This is a genomic window from Variovorax sp. 770b2, from assembly GCF_900115685.1.
Taxonomy (GTDB): domain Bacteria; phylum Pseudomonadota; class Gammaproteobacteria; order Burkholderiales; family Burkholderiaceae_C; genus Variovorax.
On sequence record NZ_FOXJ01000003.1, the window covers coordinates 1 to 15,411 of the forward strand.

The window sequence follows — 15,411 nt, forward strand, 5'->3', positions numbered from 1 at the left end:
GACGATGCACCTGCACCCGCACTTGCGCCCGATCCCGAGCCCCGGCTCTGCTGCTGCACGGGCCTCGCGCTCACGCTCTTGTAGTCCCAGCTCTGCTGCGCGAGGCTGTTGGTCTGCAACTGGCGGCTGCCGCGCCATTGCTGGATGGTGTCTTCGCTCTCGCTCGCATCGGCGCGGTGAAAGCGGATGGTGGCTTGCGTGTTGGCGCGGAAGGCGCCGTTGTGGTCGGCGATGACGAGGGTGTGGCTGCCGAGGTTGCCGTCCTTGCCAGTCGCGTGTTCGAACCAGTAGCACAGGCCCTCTTCAGCCAGGAGGCGTGCGACGAAGTCGAAGTCGCTCTCGTGGTACTGCGTGGTGATGCCGCGCACCGGATAGATGTCGCGCTGCGCGATCTCCCAGCGCCACTGCACAGCCAGCTTGCCCTGGCTTTGATACCGCGCGAACACGGCATCGACGATGTCGAACACGCTCTGGTGCTGGAAGAGGCAGCTGTCCTGGCGATGCCGCAGGAACGCGAGCCACGGTTCGATGACGATGCGGTAGCGCGCCATGCCGCCGTTGCTCGATACGCATTCGGCTTCGGTCACGTGGCCGTGGAAGGGGCGGAGGTCAGTGCGGCTCTGTGCGGTCTGCAGATCCAGGCGCACGCCCTGGCCCATCAGCGTCTTGAGCTCGATGTGCGCGTCGTCGCTGAGCGCCGTGAGCTCGAAGCGAAAGCCGCCGTCGTCCAGGGACTCGATGCCGTCCAGCCTTTCGGCCAGCAGCTTGTTGTCGCCCAGCGGCGTGTGCAGCACCAGCAGCCGGTCGCGCTGCAAAGTGCCTGCTGCGCCCGAACGCAGCTGCGCGCCCAGCGACGCAGCGTTGAAGTCCGACATTTTTTTCTCTCCCCTGTGACTCTCGATCCACCGCCGCATGCCGCGGCGCCTCCCCCGTGATCCTTCAGCGCTGTTCGTCGCTCTTGTCTTTGCCGGCCTTGGATGAACGAAACCTCAGGCCGATTCGCTGTCTTTATTTATTGCACGAACGCGCGGCGCACAGCCGTAGGCTGCCGCAGTTTGCAAATGATATCCGGGGCATTCCCCTCTGCAAAGACGAAGCGCGTGCAGCGCGGGCAAGGCCGCGCTGCACTGATACTTTCAGATTACCGAACGCCGCATCGCCGCGAAATAACTGTGGGGCGAGCCCTACAGAGCGCCGCGTGCCGCGGCACGGCAGCCTCACCCCTACCGGGCGACAAAGCGATTGCGCAACAGACCCAGCCCGGAGATTTCCACCTCCACGGTGTCCCCCGCCACGATGCGCGGCGACTTGCCGTCGGTCCCCATCCAGATCACATCGCCCGGGTGCAGCGTGAGGTAGCGCGTCATGCGGCTGATGAAGGTGCGGATGTCGTAGAGCATCTCGCCGGTGCGGAAATGCGTGCGCACTTTGCCGTTGACGCGCACCGTGGTCTCGGCCGCATCGATGTCGAAGTCGGTCTCGATCCACGGCCCCATGGGCTTGAAGGTGTCGCAGTTCTTCGAGCGCCAGAAGGTGCGGTCCGAGGCCTGCCACAGCCGCTCGCTCACGTCGTTGCCGATGGTGTAGCCCAGCACGCACGAGAGCGCATCGGCCTCGCTCAGGCCCTTGGCCTCGCGCCCGATCACCACCACCAGTTCGCCCTCGTACTCGACCTGCTGCGCGTCGGGCGGAATCACCACCGCCTCCTCATGCGCCACCAGCGCGTTGACGGCGCGATAGCCGATGTCGGCCTGCGGCGGAATGGCCACGGGGTTGCCGGTCTGCTCGGCGTATTCGCGGATGTGCTTCACGTAGTTGAGGCCGGCCGCGTAGAAGGTGCGCGGCACGAGCGGCACCTGGATCTTCACGTCGGCCAGCCGGTGCGTGCGCCCGGTCGGCTCGTGCGTGCCGAAGGGCGTGCCGCGCACTTCGCGGATGCGGTCGTCGGCCTCCAGGATGCCGTAGGCGGCAGCGGCGCCGGGCGCCGAGAAATGAATCCAGCGCATGCCTATTCCGCCTTGATGTTCGCGCTGCGGATCAGTTCGGCCCAGCGCGCGCGGTCCTTGGCGAGCCAGTCGCGGTATTCGGTGGGGCCCAGGTGCTTCACGTCGGCGCCGAGCGAGCGCAGCCTCTCCTGCAGCGCGGGCTTGGCCAGCGCCGCGGCAATGGCGCTGTCCAGCTTGTCGGCGATCGGCTTGGGCAGTCCGGCCGGCGCGATGAAGCCGATGGGCTGCGAGTACTCGTCAAAGCCCGGAAAGCCGAGCTCGCCCGTGGTGGGCACCTGCGGATAGTCGGCGTGGCGCTTGGCAGTGGTCACGGCCAGGATGCGCAGCTTGCCGCTGGTCACGTACTCCGACGCGCCGATCATCGGGAAGAACATGAAGTCGACGCGGCCCGACATCACCTCGGTCAGTGCCGGCGCATTGCCCTTGAACGGAATGTGGTTCATGTGCGTGCCGGTCTTCTGCTCGAGCAACGCGGCCGCCAGGTGCGCCGAGCCGCCCACGCCGGCGGTGCCGTAGCTCACGGCGTCGGTCTTGCTCTTGGCCTTTTTCACCAGGTCGTCCAGCGTCTTGTAGGGCGAGTCGCCTGCCACCACGATCAGTTGCGGCAGCACGGCCACCATGCTGATGGGCGTGAAGTCCTTGATCGGGTCGTACTTGATGCGCGCGGGCTGCAGCAGCGGATTCACGTTGTGCGAGATGGTGTTGACGATGAGCGTGTAGCCATCGGGCGCGGCGCGCTGCACGAACTCGGTGGCGATGTTGCCGTTGACGCCCGCCTTGTTGTCGACGATGACCGACTGCCCCAGCGTCGCGCCGATGTCCTGGCCCAGCACGCGCGCGAGCACGTCGGTGGGCCCGCCGGCGCTGTAGCCGACCACCAGGCGGATGGGCTTGTCGGGGTACGTGCCGTCGGCGCGCGCCGGGAGCGACGCCACGCCCAGCAGCGCGGCGACGGTGAGGGTGGCGGCGCGCAATGCAACGCGCCTTCTCGGGGTAGCGCTCGGGTTATTTCTCGGGGTTTGTCTCGTCATGGTTTTGTCTCTTTCAAGGGGTCAGGAAATCGCGGGTTCGATGTGGCGTGCAGGTACGCGCTCGCGGCACGCGGGCTGCTCGGGCGGCGCGGCCTCGCCGGCCGGCCGCAGCAGATCGGCCGTGAGGTGCTGCACGCCAGGCGCGCCGCACAGCCGCATGGTGCGCAGCAGTTCGTCGTGCAGGATGCCCAGCGCACGCTGCGCGCCCTCCTCGCCTGCGGCCACGGCGCCATAGAGCGTCGCGCGGCCCAGCAGCACGCCATGCGCGCCGAGCGCCAGCGCCCGGGCGATGTCGCTGCCGCGCCGGATGCCGCCATCGACCAGCACGGGCACGCGCCCCGCAACGCCGCGCAGCACCTCGGGCAGTGCCTCCAGGCTGGCCACGGCGCCGTCGAGCTGGCGGCCGCCGTGGTTCGACACGACGATGGCGTCCACGCCCATCTTCGCCAGGCGCTGCGCGTCGTCGCCGCGGCTCACGCCCTTGACGATGAGCTTGCGCGGCCAGCGGTCGCGCACCTGGGCCAGGCGAGCCCAGTCGAACGAAGGGTCGTAGCTGCGGCCGACCGACGAGGCGATGGCCGTCGCGCTGGTGGCGGCGGCTTCGAGCCCGCGCAGGTTCTCCATCACCGGCATGCCGCGCACGAGCATGTCGAGCGCCCAGCGCGGCCGCGAGGCGAAGTCGAGCATGTTGCGCGCCGAGAAGCGGAACGGGATCGAGAAGTGGTTGTGAAAGTCGCGCTCGCGCTTGCCGCCCACGGGCAGGTCCACGGTGATGACCAGCGCCTCGTAGTCGGCGTGGTGCGCGCGTTCGATCAGCTGCCAGAAGAAGTCCTGGTTGCGCAGCACGTAGGCCTGGAACCAGTGGCGCCCCGGCGCGCGCGTGGCGATGGTCTCGATGGCGGTGGTGGCGCTGCTCGACAACGTATATGGAATGCCCAGCTTCGCTGCCGCGGTCGCGAGCGCCAGGTCGGCATTGCGGCAGCCGAAACCGGCCGCGCCCGTCGGCGCGATGGCCGCGGGCATGCCGGCCGCTGCGCCGAGCAGGGCGCAGGCCGACGAGGCGGCGGCCACGTCGACCAGCACGCGTGGCGCGAAGCGCCATTGCGCATAGGCCTGCGCGTTGGCGGCGAGCGTGCGCTCGTCCTCGGCGCCGCCGTCGTAGAAGTCGAACACGGCGCGCGGCAGGCGGCGGCGCGCAAGCGCGCGCAGGTCGGCGATCGAGTAGCAATCCGCGACCCTGCGCGGCGCGCGCCACGCCGTCATGCGCCCAGCGCCTCGGCCGCCTCGCGCGGCGTGCCGTCGTCGTGGAAGAAGCGCGTGGCCATCACCTGGCAGCGCTTGATGAGCCGAGGCTCATCGGGCCGGTAATCGGGAATGGCGTTGTGGATGGTGCCCATGTTGTCCCACATCAGCACGTCGCCGACCTGCCAGCGGTGCGCGTAGCGGTACGCCGGCTGGGTCTGGTGCGCGAACAGGAACTCGAGCGCTTCGTCGCTCTCGCGCTCGTCCATCTCGTTGATGCGCACTGCGTAGCCGGGGTTGGCATAGAGCACGCGCCGCCCCGTGATCGGGTGCCGCAGAAAGAGCGGGTGCGACACCGGCGGTCTCGCCGCGCGCTGCGCGGGCGTGAGCGGCGGGCGCGTGCTGCCGCGTTCGCGCCGCATCATTTCCCAGAACTTGTCGAAGTCGTGCAGCACGGTCATGCCGTCGAGCCGCTGCTTCCATTCTTCCGGCAAGCCGTCGCAGGCCGCGTGCATGTTGCAGAACTCGGTGTTGCCCAGCGGCTGGCCGTCGCGGTGCGGAATCTTCATGCCGTAGAGCACGTTGGTGAACGCGATCATGTGGCTGTACGACATGTCGGTGTGCCAGTCCTGCCCCGCGTCGGACAGGCCGATGGGCTTGCCGTTCTCCACGATGTTCGACAGCACCATCACCTCGGGCAGGCCCGACTCCTGGTAGGCACCGGCCACGTTGACCTCCAGACGCCCGAAGCGCGCCGAGAACGCGCGCAGCTGCGCGGCCGTGAGCTCCTGCTTCGGGTAGCTCAGCACGCCATGGCGGCCGAGCGCCTGCAGCAGCTGCTCGAACACGTCGTCCGGCAGCGGCTGCGAAAGGTCGAGGTTCTCGATGCGCGCGCCGAGCGTGGCGCCGCTGGGAATGATGCGAAGGGTCATGCGTGTTTCCTGGGGCGGGAGGTTGCGGAGGTTGCGAAGGGACGTGCGCTCAATACGCCGCGTCGAGCAGGGCCCGCACCTCGGCCGCATCGGCGACCTGGCGCGGGTTGTAGTAAAGGCCGCGCTCGCGCATCGTCTTGGCGGCGATGCGCTCCAGCGCGCCGTCCGGCACGCCGATGTCGCGCAGGCGGGTGGGCACGCCGATGCTGGCTTGCAGCGAGCGGATCGCGCCCACGAGCGATGCGGCATCGTGGCCAGCGCCGAGTGCGGCGGCGGCACGCGCGAGCGCCGGAGCGGCGGCGTTGGCGTTGAACGCCACCGCATGCGGCAGCATCACTGCATTGGCATCGCCATGGCCCACGCCGGTGACCGAGCCGATCGCATGGCAGATGGCGTGGTGCAGGCAAGTGCGCGCATTCACCAGCACCAGCCCCGAGAGATGCGCCGCATACAGCAGCGCGGCGCGCGCGGCCACGTCCTGCGGATCGCGGTGCACGGCCGGCAGCGCCGTCGCGAAGCGCGCCATCGCCTCGAGCGCGATGGTCTCGGTCAACGGCGAGCGTTCGCGCGAATAGAGCCCCTCGATGCAGTGCGCGAGGCCGTTCATGCCGGTCGCGCACATCAGTGCGGCGGGCACGCCGAGGTTGGCGCGCGGGTCGATCAGCACCAGCCGCGCGGCCAGCTGGATGTCGGAGAAGAGGAGCTTGGCGCCGTCCTCATCGCGCACGCCGAGGCTCACCGTGACCTCGGCGCCCGAGGCCGTGCCCGGAATGGCGACGATGGGCAGCTTGGGCGCCACGAGCCGCGGCGCGACCAGCGTGGCGGGCGGCGTGAAGCGCACCGCATGGTCGGCCAGCCGCCCGCCCTCGGCCATCAGCAGCGCGACGGCCTTGGCGGTGTCCGAGGCGCTGCCGCCGCCGATGGCGACCAGGCCGTCGACGCCTTCGGCGCACGCCCGCGCCGCGAGCTGCTCGACGAGGCGCACGCTCGAATGCGCGGGCACAGGTTCGGCCAGCACGAACGACGTGCCTTCGATCGACTGCATCGCACCGACGAACAGATCCGATGTGCGGGTGCGCGCCCCCGACAGCAGCATCGGCCGCGCGATGCCGAGCGCGGCCAGTTCATCGCACAGGCTCGCGACCGCGCCTTCGCGAAGCACGAGCCGCGTCGCCGGGCTGCGGTGCTGGAACCCGGCGGGCAATGCGGGCAGATTCGTCATTGCGGTCATTGCGCGAAGGCGAAGGCCGCCACCATGCGTTGCTCGGCGATGCGCCAGCCCTGCCCCGCCACGAGGCGGAAGGTGGTCGTCACGAGGTTGAAGCGAAACGGGCCGGCGATCGTCGGCACCGCGTCATCGCCCTGGCCGGCCGGGTAGCGGTAGGCGGTCATGCTGGCCTGCAGCACGGCGGTCGCTGCGTCCGGCGACAGCGCGCTCACGAAGGCGTTGCTCATCACATGGCGGGTGTCGAAGGCCGCGGACCGCGCATCGAGCGCGTCGCGCACCGCTGCCTTGCCGTCGAGCCACTGGCCCTGGCGCAGCCAGCGGCAGTCGTCGGTGAAGAGTTCGAGCATCGGCGCGTAGCGGCGCTCGTCCAGGTGATGGAAGAAGCGGTGCAGTTGCTGCGCCAGCGCCGGCAGCACGCCGGCCGCGGAAGATTCGGTGATGTTCATCTTTTGTTTCAATTCGCCCTGCCCTTGGAAGGCTTGCCTCGGCGTTCCACCCAAGTCTAGGAGCGAGGTTGCCGCTTGGGTCACCCTGTTCGACAATCCATGGTTTCCTGTTTCGAAACCTTGAAAGACAATCCATGGACCGTTTGCGCTGCCTTCAGGTGTTCAGCGAAGTGGCGCGCTGCGGCAGCTTCCTGCGGGCCGCCACGCAGTTGTCGCTCTCCCGCGCGACCATCACCAAGCACGTGGCCTGGCTCGAGGCGTCGATGGGCGCGCAGTTGCTCAAGCGCACATCCAAGCAGGTCGCGCTGACCGAGGCTGGTGCGCGCGTGCTGGCATCGGGGCGCGAATTGCTCGAGCGCTACGACGCGATCGAGAGCGAGGTGCGCGACGCGGTGCACCTGCCGCGCGGTGCGATCCGCGTGGGCACGCCACCCTCGTTCGGCGCCTATCACCTCATGCGGCTGATGGCCGAGTTCACGCGGCGCTATCCCGACATCGAGGTCACGGTGGTGCACGACGACGGCCGCTCGGACCTCGTGGCCGAGGCGCTGGACCTGTCGATCCGCATCGCCGCGTCGCTGGAGGACGCGAGCTACGTGGCGCAGCCGCTGCTGGTGTCGCCGCAGGTGGTGGTGGCCGCGCCCTCGTACCTGCGCGCGCACGGCCGGCCCGCGAAGGCGACGGACCTCGTGCATCACAACTGCCTTGTGCACACGGTCAAGTCGGGCGCGGGCGTATGGCGCTTCGAGGGCCCCGTGCGGCAGGAGGTTCGCGTGCGCGGCACCGTGCGCTCCAACCTGGGCGATGCGTTGAAGCAGGCGGCGCTGCAGGGCGCGGGCATTTCGGTGCACCCGCACTACATGGTGTCCGAGGAGCTGCGCGCGGGCACGCTCGAAGCGCTGCTGCCCGGCTGCGTGCCCGAGGCGATGGTGATCAACGTGGTGTTCTCCACGCGCCGCAACATGCCGGCACGGGTGCGGCATCTGCTGGAGTTCTTGAAGGAATGGTCGCGCAGCCCGCCCGAGTGGGCTGCGCCGCGCTTTCCGCCAACGGCGTGAAGTCACAGAATGGCGCACGGCAAGAAGTAGCCGCAAGGAGCCCCCATGCAAATCCGCGAACTCGCCACCGGCCTGCAATTCCCCGAAGGCCCGATCGCCATGGACGACGGCTCCGTGCTGCTGGTCGAGATCGCGCGGGGCACGCTCACGCGCGTGCGGCACGACGGGCTGGTGCAGGTGGTGGCCGACCTGGGCGGTGGCCCGAACGGCGCGGCCATCGGGCCTGATGGCGCGGTCTACGTGTGCAACAACGGCGGCTTCAAATGGCACACCGAGGCCGACGGCTGCCACCGTCCCGTGGGCCAGGCCGAGGACTATTCAGGCGGCCGCATCGAGCGCGTGAACCTCGCGACCGGCCACGTCGAGCGGCTGTACGACACCGTCGAGCACGGCGCGCTCTGCGGCCCCAACGACATCGTGTTCGACACCCACGGCGGCTTCTACTTCACCGACCTGGGCAAGACACGCGAGCGCGACATGGACCGCGGCGGCCTCTTCTACGGCCACAGCGATGGCAGCGCCGCCCGCGCGATCGCGCGGCCGGTGATGACGCCCAACGGCATCGCGCTCTCGCCCGACGGCAACACGCTCTACTACGCCGAGACCGAAGGCGCGCGCGTCTGGGCCTTCGACATCACCGCACCCGGCCGCGTGCGCAAGGACGGCTGGCCTTCGCCGCATGGCGGCCGCATGCTGTGCGCCTCGCCGGGCGGGCACTACCAGCGCTTCGACTCCATGGCCGTCGATGCGCTCGGCAACCTCTGCGTGGCGACGCTGCTGCATGGCGGCATCAGCATCGTCGCGCCCGATGGCAGCACGGTCGAGCACGTGCCCTTGCCCGACCGCTACACCACCAACATCTGCTTCGGCGGACGCGAACGACGAACTGCCTACGTCACGCTCTCGGGCAGCGGCCGGTTGATCGCGATCGACGACTGGCCGACGCCGGGCCTTGCGCTGAACTTCGAAGCCTGAAAGGTCGGAGTGCGCGTCAGCGTGCGACCCCGAACCAGCGTGCTAACCCTGGCGCTGTGGCGGTTTCATCAGGACACGACCTGGTAGTACAGGTTCTGCGGGTGCTTGGCCTGTGCAAAGAAAAACCAGCGCTCGGCCAGGAGGCCCGGCGCCTGCACCAGCACCGCGAGCAGCCAGGGCAGCATGGCCGCACTCGCGAGGCCCCACACCAGCAGCACCGCGGGCAATGCAAAGGCCAGCAGCAGGAAGCCAAGCTTGATGTTCTTCAGCGCCGCCAGCGACGCGCCATGGAAGAACTCGCGCGTGTTGAACGAGCCGGCCGACATGCCCATCGACTTCTGCACCAGCTTCTCGGTGCGGATGCCCGTGGCCGATTGCAGCGTCGACTTGTGACGAATGCCCGCGTTGCGCCGCAACGCTTGTCCACGCGCGGCCCACGCCGCCAGCGTGGCGACGAGCGCGCACGGGCCGAAGACCTGCACGAAGCGCGCCTCGCCGGCCAGCGCCGCCATCGCGCACGCCAGCACCAGCCCCGACGACAACCCGATCAGCGTGAAGTTGACGATGGTCAGCGGATGCGCCCACTCCTGGATGAAGCGCAGGCACGCATAGATCATCGCGGTGCAGTACCAGAGCGCGACCGCGCCGAAGAGCACCAGCACAGGCAGCAGCCACGACCATGGCGCGCCCGCACCGAAGCGCAGCGACAACCACCACAGTGCCACCAGCGCGATGAAGCCCGGCAGCACGATCACCTCGCGCGACATCCACGAGGTGCGCCACATCAGCACCGCGCGCCATGCGCGCGTCTTGCGGCCCAGGTGCATGAACGAAGCCGCGAGACCGGCCACGAGCAGCACCTCGGCGACGCCGAGGGCCAGCGTCAGGAAACCGGGTGCGACCCCAAGGCCGAACAGCACGGCCAGCGCGAGCGTGAACACCAGCCCCTGCGCCGCACCGGACAGCGTGGTGAAGAAAAGAATGGAGAACGCGGGATGCATGCCGTTATCCCTGTGCGTCGGTCGTCGACTGCGTGATGCGGCGCGGCAGGTACTGGTTGGCCGGGTTCGTTTCCCACTCGGGCATCAGCTGGTAGCCGCCGCGTTCGCGAATGGCCTTCGACACCTCGGAGTCCGGGTCCTTCACATCGCCGAAGAGCCGCGCGCCCGTGGGGCACGCCTTCACGCAGGCGGGCTTGCGGTCTTCCTTGGGCAGCAGCTCGTCGTAGATGCGATCGACACAGAGCGTGCACTTGGTCATGACCTGGCGTTCTTCGTCGAGCTCGCGCGCGCCGTAGGGGCAGGCCCAGGCGCAGTACTTGCAGCCGATGCACTTGTCATAGTCGACCAGCACGATGCCGTCTTCCTTGCGCTTGTAGCTCGCGCCCGTGGGGCACACGGGCACGCAGGGCGGGTCTTCGCAGTGCAGGCAGCTCTTGGGGAGGTGCACCGTCTCGGTCGCCGGAAAGGCGCCGGCCTCGTAGGTCTGCACGCGGTTGAAGAAGGTGCCGGTCGGGTTGGCGGCATAGGGCCGCTCGTCGGCGAGCGGGCCGGCGCTGCCGGAGGTGTTCCATTGCTTGCACGAGGTGACGCAGGCGTGGCAGCCGACGCAGACGTTCAGGTCGATGACCAGGGCGAGCTGCTTGGCGAGTGTCTCGCCCTGCTCCGCGCGCAGGCTCGGCTGGCTCTCTGCAAAGCTGGCGCTGGCGGCGCCGCCACCCATCAGGTCTTTCAGCCATTGCATCATTTCCGGCGCCCCGCAAAGTAGGTCAACACACTCGCCGCCTTGCCCAGCACGCCGGGCGTACTCGGCATGCTCGCGATCTGCGGAAAGGTCTCTTCAGGCTCGCCGGGTTCGGCCGGCCGTATGCGCACGCGCACGTCGTACCAGCCGGCCTGCCCGGTGATCGGGTCGGAGTTGCTGATGCGGCCGCTCGCGGTGCCTTCGCACGGCAGCTCCTCGCTGATCAGGTGGTTGAGCAGGAAGCCCTTGCGCGCCTCGTCCGAGCCGGGCGCCAGTTGCCAAGCGCCATCGGCCTTGCCGATCGCATTCCAGGTCCACACCGTGCCCGGTTCCACCGCCTCGCTGTAGCGCAGCATGCAGCGCACCTTGCCCCACTGGCTCTCGACCCAGCACCAGCCGCCATCCGCGATGCCCGCGGCCTCGGCGGTGAGCGGATTCACATGCAGGTAGTTGTGGCTGTGGATCTGCCGGAGCCACGCGTTCTGCGAATCCCACGAGTGGTACATCGCCATCGGCCGCTGCGTGAGCGCGTTGAGCGGATAGGCCTCCAGGTCGGTCGCGGCTTCCTCGAGCGGCGGATACCAGAACGGCAGCGGATCGAAGTAGGTGTCGATGCGCTCGCGCAGCGCATCGGGCGGCTGCCGCCCTGCGCTCTTGCCCTGCGCCGCCAGGCGAAAGCTCTGCAGCGTGTCGGAGTACAGCGCCAGTTGAACCGGATCGTTGCGCTGGCGCCAACCCTTGTCCTTCGCGAAGTCCAGGTACTCCCGGTTCCAGTTGCGCATGTAGTGCATGGTCTCGGGCATGTGGTACTGGAACACGCAATTGTTCTCTGCATAGGCCTCCCACTGCTTCGGATTCGGTGCGCCGCGCAGATGCTCGGTGCCGTCCTTGCCGCGCCAGCCCATCAGAAAACCGATGCCCGGCTGCGGCTCGAAGTTGACGACGAAATCCGGATACCCGGTGTACTTGCGCCCGCCCTCGGGCGTGGTGAAAGCCGGAAACTTCAGCCGCGACGCCAGCTCGATCAGCACCTCCTGGAAGGGCTTGCACTCCCCCGTTGGCGGCACCACCGGCACGCGCACCGAATCGACCGGTCCGTCGAACTCCGAGATCGGCCGGTCGAGCATGCCCATCACATCGTGCCGCTCCAGGTACGTGGTGTCGGGCAGCACGAGGTCGGCGAAGGCCACGGTCTCGCTCTGGAAGGCGTCGCACACCACCAGGAAGGGAATCATGTGCTCGCCCTTCTCGTCCTTGCGGTTGAGCATCTCGCGCACACCCATGGTGTTCATGCTCGAATTCCACGCCATGTTGGCCATGAAGATCATCAGCGTGTCGATGCGGTAGGGGTCGCCCTTCACCGCGTTGGTGATCACGTTGTGCATGAGCCCGTGCGCCGACAGCGGGTGTTCCCACGAGAACGCATGGTCGATGCGGATCGGCGAGCCGTCGGGGTTGATCGCCAGTTCGTCGGGGCTCGCCGGAAAACCCAGCGGCGCGGCATTGAGCGGCGTGTTCGGCTGGATCATTCCGGGGTCGTTGAAGGCCCGGTAGTTGGGCACGATGTGGCGCGGATACGGCGCCTTGTGGCGAAAGCCGCCGGGTGCATCGATGGTGCCGAGCACGCTCATCAGCACCGCGAGGGCGCGCACCGTCTGAAAGCCGTTGGAATGCGCCGCCAATCCGCGCATCGCATGAAAGGCCACGGGCCGCGCCTGCGTGGTCGGGTGCTTCTTGCCCCAGGCATCGGTCCATGGAATCGGCATCTCGAAGGCCTGCTTGAGCGCCGTCTCGCCCATCTCGCGGGCGAGCTTGCGGATGCGCGCCGCGTCGATGCCGGTGATGGCCTGCGCCCACTCGGGCGTGCAGAGCGCCACGCGCTCGCGCAGCAGCTGGAACGACGGCGCCACGCGCGTGCCGTCGTCCAGCGTGTAGTGCCCTTCGAGCGCCGGATCGCACCCATCGGCGATGCCCTCGGGGTACGCAGGCTTCACGCTGCCGCTTGCCTTGTCCCACACCAGCTTGTTGTGTGGATGACGCCCATCGCCGGGCGGGCCGCGCTCGGGATCGAAGGCGAACAAGCCCTCGCGCTCGCAGTCGTCCAGCACCACGAGCTGCGGCGCATTGGTGAAGCGCTTGAGGAACGCATGGTCCACCAGCTCGTTGCCGATCAGTTCGTGCAGCAGCGCCATGAACAGCGCGCCATCGGTGCCGGGCTTGATCGGAATCCACTCGTCCGCAATCGCCGAGTAGCCCGTGCGCACCGGGTTGATCGAGATGAAGCGCCCACCCGCGCGCTTGAACTTGCTGATCGCGATCTTCATCGGATTGCTGTGGTGGTCTTCGGCCGTGCCGATCATCACGAACAGCTTGGCGCGCTCCAGGTCGGGCCCGCCGAACTCCCAGAAGCTGCCGCCGATGGTGTAGATCATTCCCGCGGCCATGTTGACCGAGCAGAAGCCGCCGTGCGCCGCGTAGTTGGGCGTGCCGAACTGGCGCGCGAAGAGGCCGGTGAGCGCCTGCATCTGGTCGCGCCCCGTGAAGAGCGCGAACTTCTTCGGGTCGGTCGCGCGGATCTTGCCGAGCCGCTCGGTCAGCATGTCGAAGGCACGCTCCCAGCTGATGGGCTCGAACTCCCCCGCCCCGCGCTCGCTGCCGGCCTTGCGCAGCAGCGGCTGCGTGATGCGCGCGGGCGACACCTGCTTCATGATCCCCGAGGAGCCCTTGGCGCAGATCACGCCCTGGTTCAGCGGGTGGTCCGGGTTGCCGTCGATGTAGCGCACCTCGGGGCCCTTCTCGCCTTCCCGCAGGTGCACGCGGATGCCGCAGCGGCAGGCGCACATGTAGCAGGTGGTGGTCTTGACCTCGGTGTCCGCCGTGGGCGTCGGCGCGGTGAGCGGGTCGTGCACGGGTTCTCGGGAGAGGAAACTGAACACTGGCGGTCCTTTGTTTTCAAGCGGGGGCCGTGCCGATGTTAGGGAGCCGCCATCAATCGGAAAAGCGGAGAATATCGCTCACCATGACCGGAAAAACAGATCAGCAATCCCCGCAGCGGCTGCGCCTCAACCTGCGCCAGCTCGAAGTGTTCGTGGCCACTGCGCGGGGCGGCAGCACCCGCGCGGCGGCCGACCGGGTCGCGCGCTCGCAATCGGCCGCGAGCAGCGCGCTGGCCGATCTGGAAACCTCGGTCGGCGCGCTGCTGTTCGACCGCATCGGCCGGCGGCTGGTGCTCAACGAAAACGGCCGCGCGCTGCTCCCCAAGGCGCAGGCCCTGCTCGACCAGGCCAGCGAGGTGCAGGCGCTCTTCAGCGGCGAACATGCGGCGCCGCTGCGCGTGGCGGCCAGCTTCACCATCGGCGAATACCTGCTGCCCGAGCGCGTGTCGCAGTGGACCGCGCTGCATCCTCAAAGCCAGGTGCACCTGCACATCGCGAACACGCGCGACGTGATCGAGGCGGTGGCGGGCTTCGAGGTGGATGTCGGTTTCATCGAAGGGCCGCAAACGCACCCCGACCTCGTGGTGCGCGCTTGGCGCGAAGACGAGCTGGTCATCGTCGCCGCGCCGGGCCATGCGCTCGCGAGGCGCATCGCCACGCACCGCCAGCTCTCGCAGGCCACCTGGGTTTTGAGGGAACTGGGCTCGGGCACGCGGCAGGTCACCGATGCCTGGCTGATCCAGAACCTGGAACAGGTGCGCGTGGGCTTCGAGCTCGGCAGCACCGAGGCGATCAAGCGCGTGGTGGCCTCGGGCACGGGCCTGGCCTGCCTCTCGCGCTACACGGTGGCGCAGGCGCTGGAAGACGGGCACCTCGTCGAACTGCGCACCCGGCTGCCTGCGGGCATGCGCAGGCTTGCAACGGTGATGCACCGCGACAAGCTGCTGGGCCGCGCGACCGCCGATTTCCTTCGGCATTGCGGCGCGACCGTGCCGCGCATGCCGGCTGCGCGCTAGCCAGCGCGGTCAGGCCGGCCGCGACAGCAGGTGCACGTATTCGTACTGCGCCGTGTTGATGGTCGACACGCGGTACTCCACCGGCTTGTCGCCGAAGGTGAGCGCGGTGCGCCGCACCTCCATCACCGGCGCGCCCGGTGCCACGCCGAGGATGCGCACCACGCTGCGGTCGGCCGTCATCGCACGGGCGCGTTCGCGCGCCAGCGTCACGGTGATGCCGAACTCGGTTTGGTAGAGGTGGTAGATGGTGCTCGGCCGCTCGCGAAAGCGCTTCTCGGTCAGGCCCTTGAAGAGCAGCGCCGGCAGCGTGAGCCGGTCGTGGATCACCGCCCTGCCCTGCAGCAGCAGGCGGTTGTCGATCTGGATGGCCGGCTCGCCGGTGCGAAGGCCCAGCGCCTGCGCGGGCTCTTCTTCCATGCGCACGCGCTCGAAGGCCACGAACTCCACTTGCGGCGCTTGCCGGAGGCCATCGCTGCGCTCCACGTGGAAGAACTGGAACATGAAGCGGTCCGCGTTGTGCACCGCAACGAAAGTGCCGCGCCCCTGTCGCCGCACGAGGATGTGCTCGGCCACCAGGTCGTCGGTCGCATGGCGCAGCGTGCCGATCGATACACCGAGCGCCGCCGCCAGTTCGCTTTCGCTCGGCAGCGTGCTGCCGGCCGCGCAGCGCCCTGACTCGATGGCGCGCAGCAGCGAGCGCTTGACCAACCGATAGAGCGGCGCGCCCGCGGCGTCGGCGGGAATCGGTTCGAACACGGAAGGATCGGTCGGGCGCGGCATGGCGCGATTGTTCAGCCG

At 68.7% G+C, this 15,411-nt stretch carries 14 protein-coding genes; 3 read left to right on the top strand and 11 right to left on the bottom strand.

Annotated features, from left to right (window positions below):
- The 7 genes from BM133_RS19245 to BM133_RS19275 form a co-directional block, all read right to left on the bottom strand.
- Positions 1-875 (bottom strand): type VI secretion system Vgr family protein (locus BM133_RS19245; RefSeq protein ID WP_143100156.1); only part of this gene is annotated, 875 nt, incomplete at its 3' end.
- 348 nt (positions 876-1,223) lie between these two features.
- Complete coding sequence (locus BM133_RS19250) at positions 1,224-2,006, bottom strand: fumarylacetoacetate hydrolase family protein (RefSeq protein ID WP_093437159.1); 783 nt, start codon at positions 2,004-2,006, stop codon at positions 1,224-1,226.
- 2 nt (positions 2,007-2,008) lie between these two features.
- The gene (locus tag BM133_RS19255; RefSeq protein WP_177224882.1) at positions 2,009-2,980 is read right to left on the bottom strand and encodes a Bug family tripartite tricarboxylate transporter substrate binding protein; all 972 of its coding nucleotides are present in this window, start codon (positions 2,978-2,980) and stop codon (positions 2,009-2,011) included.
- A gap of 78 nt (positions 2,981-3,058) precedes the next feature.
- Entirely contained in the window at positions 3,059-4,300 is a 1,242-nt protein-coding gene (locus tag BM133_RS19260; RefSeq protein WP_093437164.1) for an alpha-hydroxy acid oxidase, read from the bottom strand.
- Positions 4,297-5,211 (bottom strand): TauD/TfdA dioxygenase family protein, encoded by a 915-nt coding sequence (locus BM133_RS19265; protein ID WP_093437167.1) that lies wholly within the window; start codon positions 5,209-5,211, stop codon positions 4,297-4,299. The genes BM133_RS19260 and BM133_RS19265 overlap by 4 nt, the downstream gene beginning before the upstream one ends.
- Before the next feature lie 49 nt (positions 5,212-5,260).
- Entirely contained in the window at positions 5,261-6,433 is a 1,173-nt protein-coding gene (locus tag BM133_RS19270; protein ID WP_093437170.1) for an iron-containing alcohol dehydrogenase family protein, read from the bottom strand.
- 5 nt (positions 6,434-6,438) lie between these two features.
- Positions 6,439-6,885, bottom strand: coding sequence for a nuclear transport factor 2 family protein (locus tag BM133_RS19275; protein WP_093437172.1), 447 nt, complete (start codon positions 6,883-6,885; stop codon positions 6,439-6,441).
- Positions 6,886-7,019: 134 nt separating this feature from the next.
- On the opposite strand from BM133_RS19275, the gene BM133_RS19280 reads away from it, so the two are divergent.
- Positions 7,020-7,943, top strand: a complete 924-nt coding sequence (locus BM133_RS19280) for a LysR family transcriptional regulator (RefSeq protein ID WP_093437175.1) — start codon at positions 7,020-7,022, stop codon at positions 7,941-7,943.
- Between the two features lie 45 nt (positions 7,944-7,988).
- Positions 7,989-8,918: an SMP-30/gluconolactonase/LRE family protein gene (locus BM133_RS19285; RefSeq protein ID WP_093437177.1), complete on the top strand. Its 930-nt coding sequence runs from the start codon at positions 7,989-7,991 to the stop codon at positions 8,916-8,918.
- Positions 8,919-8,986: 68 nt separating this feature from the next.
- On the opposite strand, the gene BM133_RS19290 is transcribed toward BM133_RS19285, so the two are convergent.
- From BM133_RS19290 to BM133_RS19300, 3 genes are read right to left on the bottom strand one after another with little or no spacing between them, the layout of a single operon-like run.
- On the bottom strand, positions 8,987-9,919 hold the full coding sequence (locus BM133_RS19290) for a dimethyl sulfoxide reductase anchor subunit family protein (protein WP_093437180.1): 933 nt from the start codon (positions 9,917-9,919) through the stop codon (positions 8,987-8,989).
- Between the two features lie 4 nt (positions 9,920-9,923).
- Positions 9,924-10,664, bottom strand: a complete 741-nt coding sequence (locus BM133_RS19295) for a 4Fe-4S dicluster domain-containing protein (protein ID WP_256219269.1) — start codon at positions 10,662-10,664, stop codon at positions 9,924-9,926.
- Positions 10,661-13,597, bottom strand: a complete 2,937-nt coding sequence (locus BM133_RS19300; RefSeq protein WP_093437182.1) for a molybdopterin oxidoreductase family protein — start codon at positions 13,595-13,597, stop codon at positions 10,661-10,663. Before BM133_RS19300 ends, BM133_RS19295 begins: the two co-directional genes overlap by 4 nt.
- 83 nt (positions 13,598-13,680) lie before the next feature.
- On the opposite strand from BM133_RS19300, the gene BM133_RS19305 reads away from it, so the two are divergent.
- Positions 13,681-14,613: a LysR family transcriptional regulator gene (locus BM133_RS19305; RefSeq protein ID WP_093437185.1), complete on the top strand. Its 933-nt coding sequence runs from the start codon at positions 13,681-13,683 to the stop codon at positions 14,611-14,613.
- 9 nt (positions 14,614-14,622) lie between these two features.
- Here BM133_RS19305 and BM133_RS19310 read toward each other — a convergent pair whose 3' ends face one another.
- The gene (locus tag BM133_RS19310) at positions 14,623-15,393 is read right to left on the bottom strand and encodes a GntR family transcriptional regulator (RefSeq protein WP_093438194.1); all 771 of its coding nucleotides are present in this window, start codon (positions 15,391-15,393) and stop codon (positions 14,623-14,625) included.
- Positions 15,394-15,411 lie beyond the last annotated feature (18 nt).

Bases quoted from the DNA above. Each gene is read 5' to 3' on its own strand.
- BM133_RS19270 (WP_093437170.1), bottom strand. From the start codon at position 6,433: ATGACGAATCTGCCCGCATTGCCCGCCGGGTTCCAGCACCGCAGCCCG.
- BM133_RS19260 (WP_093437164.1), bottom strand. From the start codon at position 4,300: ATGACGGCGTGGCGCGCGCCGCGCAGGGTCGCGGATTGCTACTCGATC.
- BM133_RS19295 (WP_256219269.1), bottom strand. From the start codon at position 10,664: ATGATGCAATGGCTGAAAGACCTGATGGGTGGCGGCGCCGCCAGCGCC.
- BM133_RS19305 (WP_093437185.1), top strand. From the start codon at position 13,681: ATGACCGGAAAAACAGATCAGCAATCCCCGCAGCGGCTGCGCCTCAAC.
- BM133_RS19275 (WP_093437172.1), bottom strand. From the start codon at position 6,885: ATGAACATCACCGAATCTTCCGCGGCCGGCGTGCTGCCGGCGCTGGCG.
- BM133_RS19280 (WP_093437175.1), top strand. From the start codon at position 7,020: ATGGACCGTTTGCGCTGCCTTCAGGTGTTCAGCGAAGTGGCGCGCTGC.
- BM133_RS19310 (WP_093438194.1), bottom strand. From the start codon at position 15,393: ATGCCGCGCCCGACCGATCCTTCCGTGTTCGAACCGATTCCCGCCGAC.
- BM133_RS19265 (WP_093437167.1), bottom strand. From the start codon at position 5,211: ATGACCCTTCGCATCATTCCCAGCGGCGCCACGCTCGGCGCGCGCATC.
- BM133_RS19285 (WP_093437177.1), top strand. From the start codon at position 7,989: ATGCAAATCCGCGAACTCGCCACCGGCCTGCAATTCCCCGAAGGCCCG.
- BM133_RS19290 (WP_093437180.1), bottom strand. From the start codon at position 9,919: ATGCATCCCGCGTTCTCCATTCTTTTCTTCACCACGCTGTCCGGTGCG.
- BM133_RS19250 (WP_093437159.1), bottom strand. From the start codon at position 2,006: ATGCGCTGGATTCATTTCTCGGCGCCCGGCGCCGCTGCCGCCTACGGC.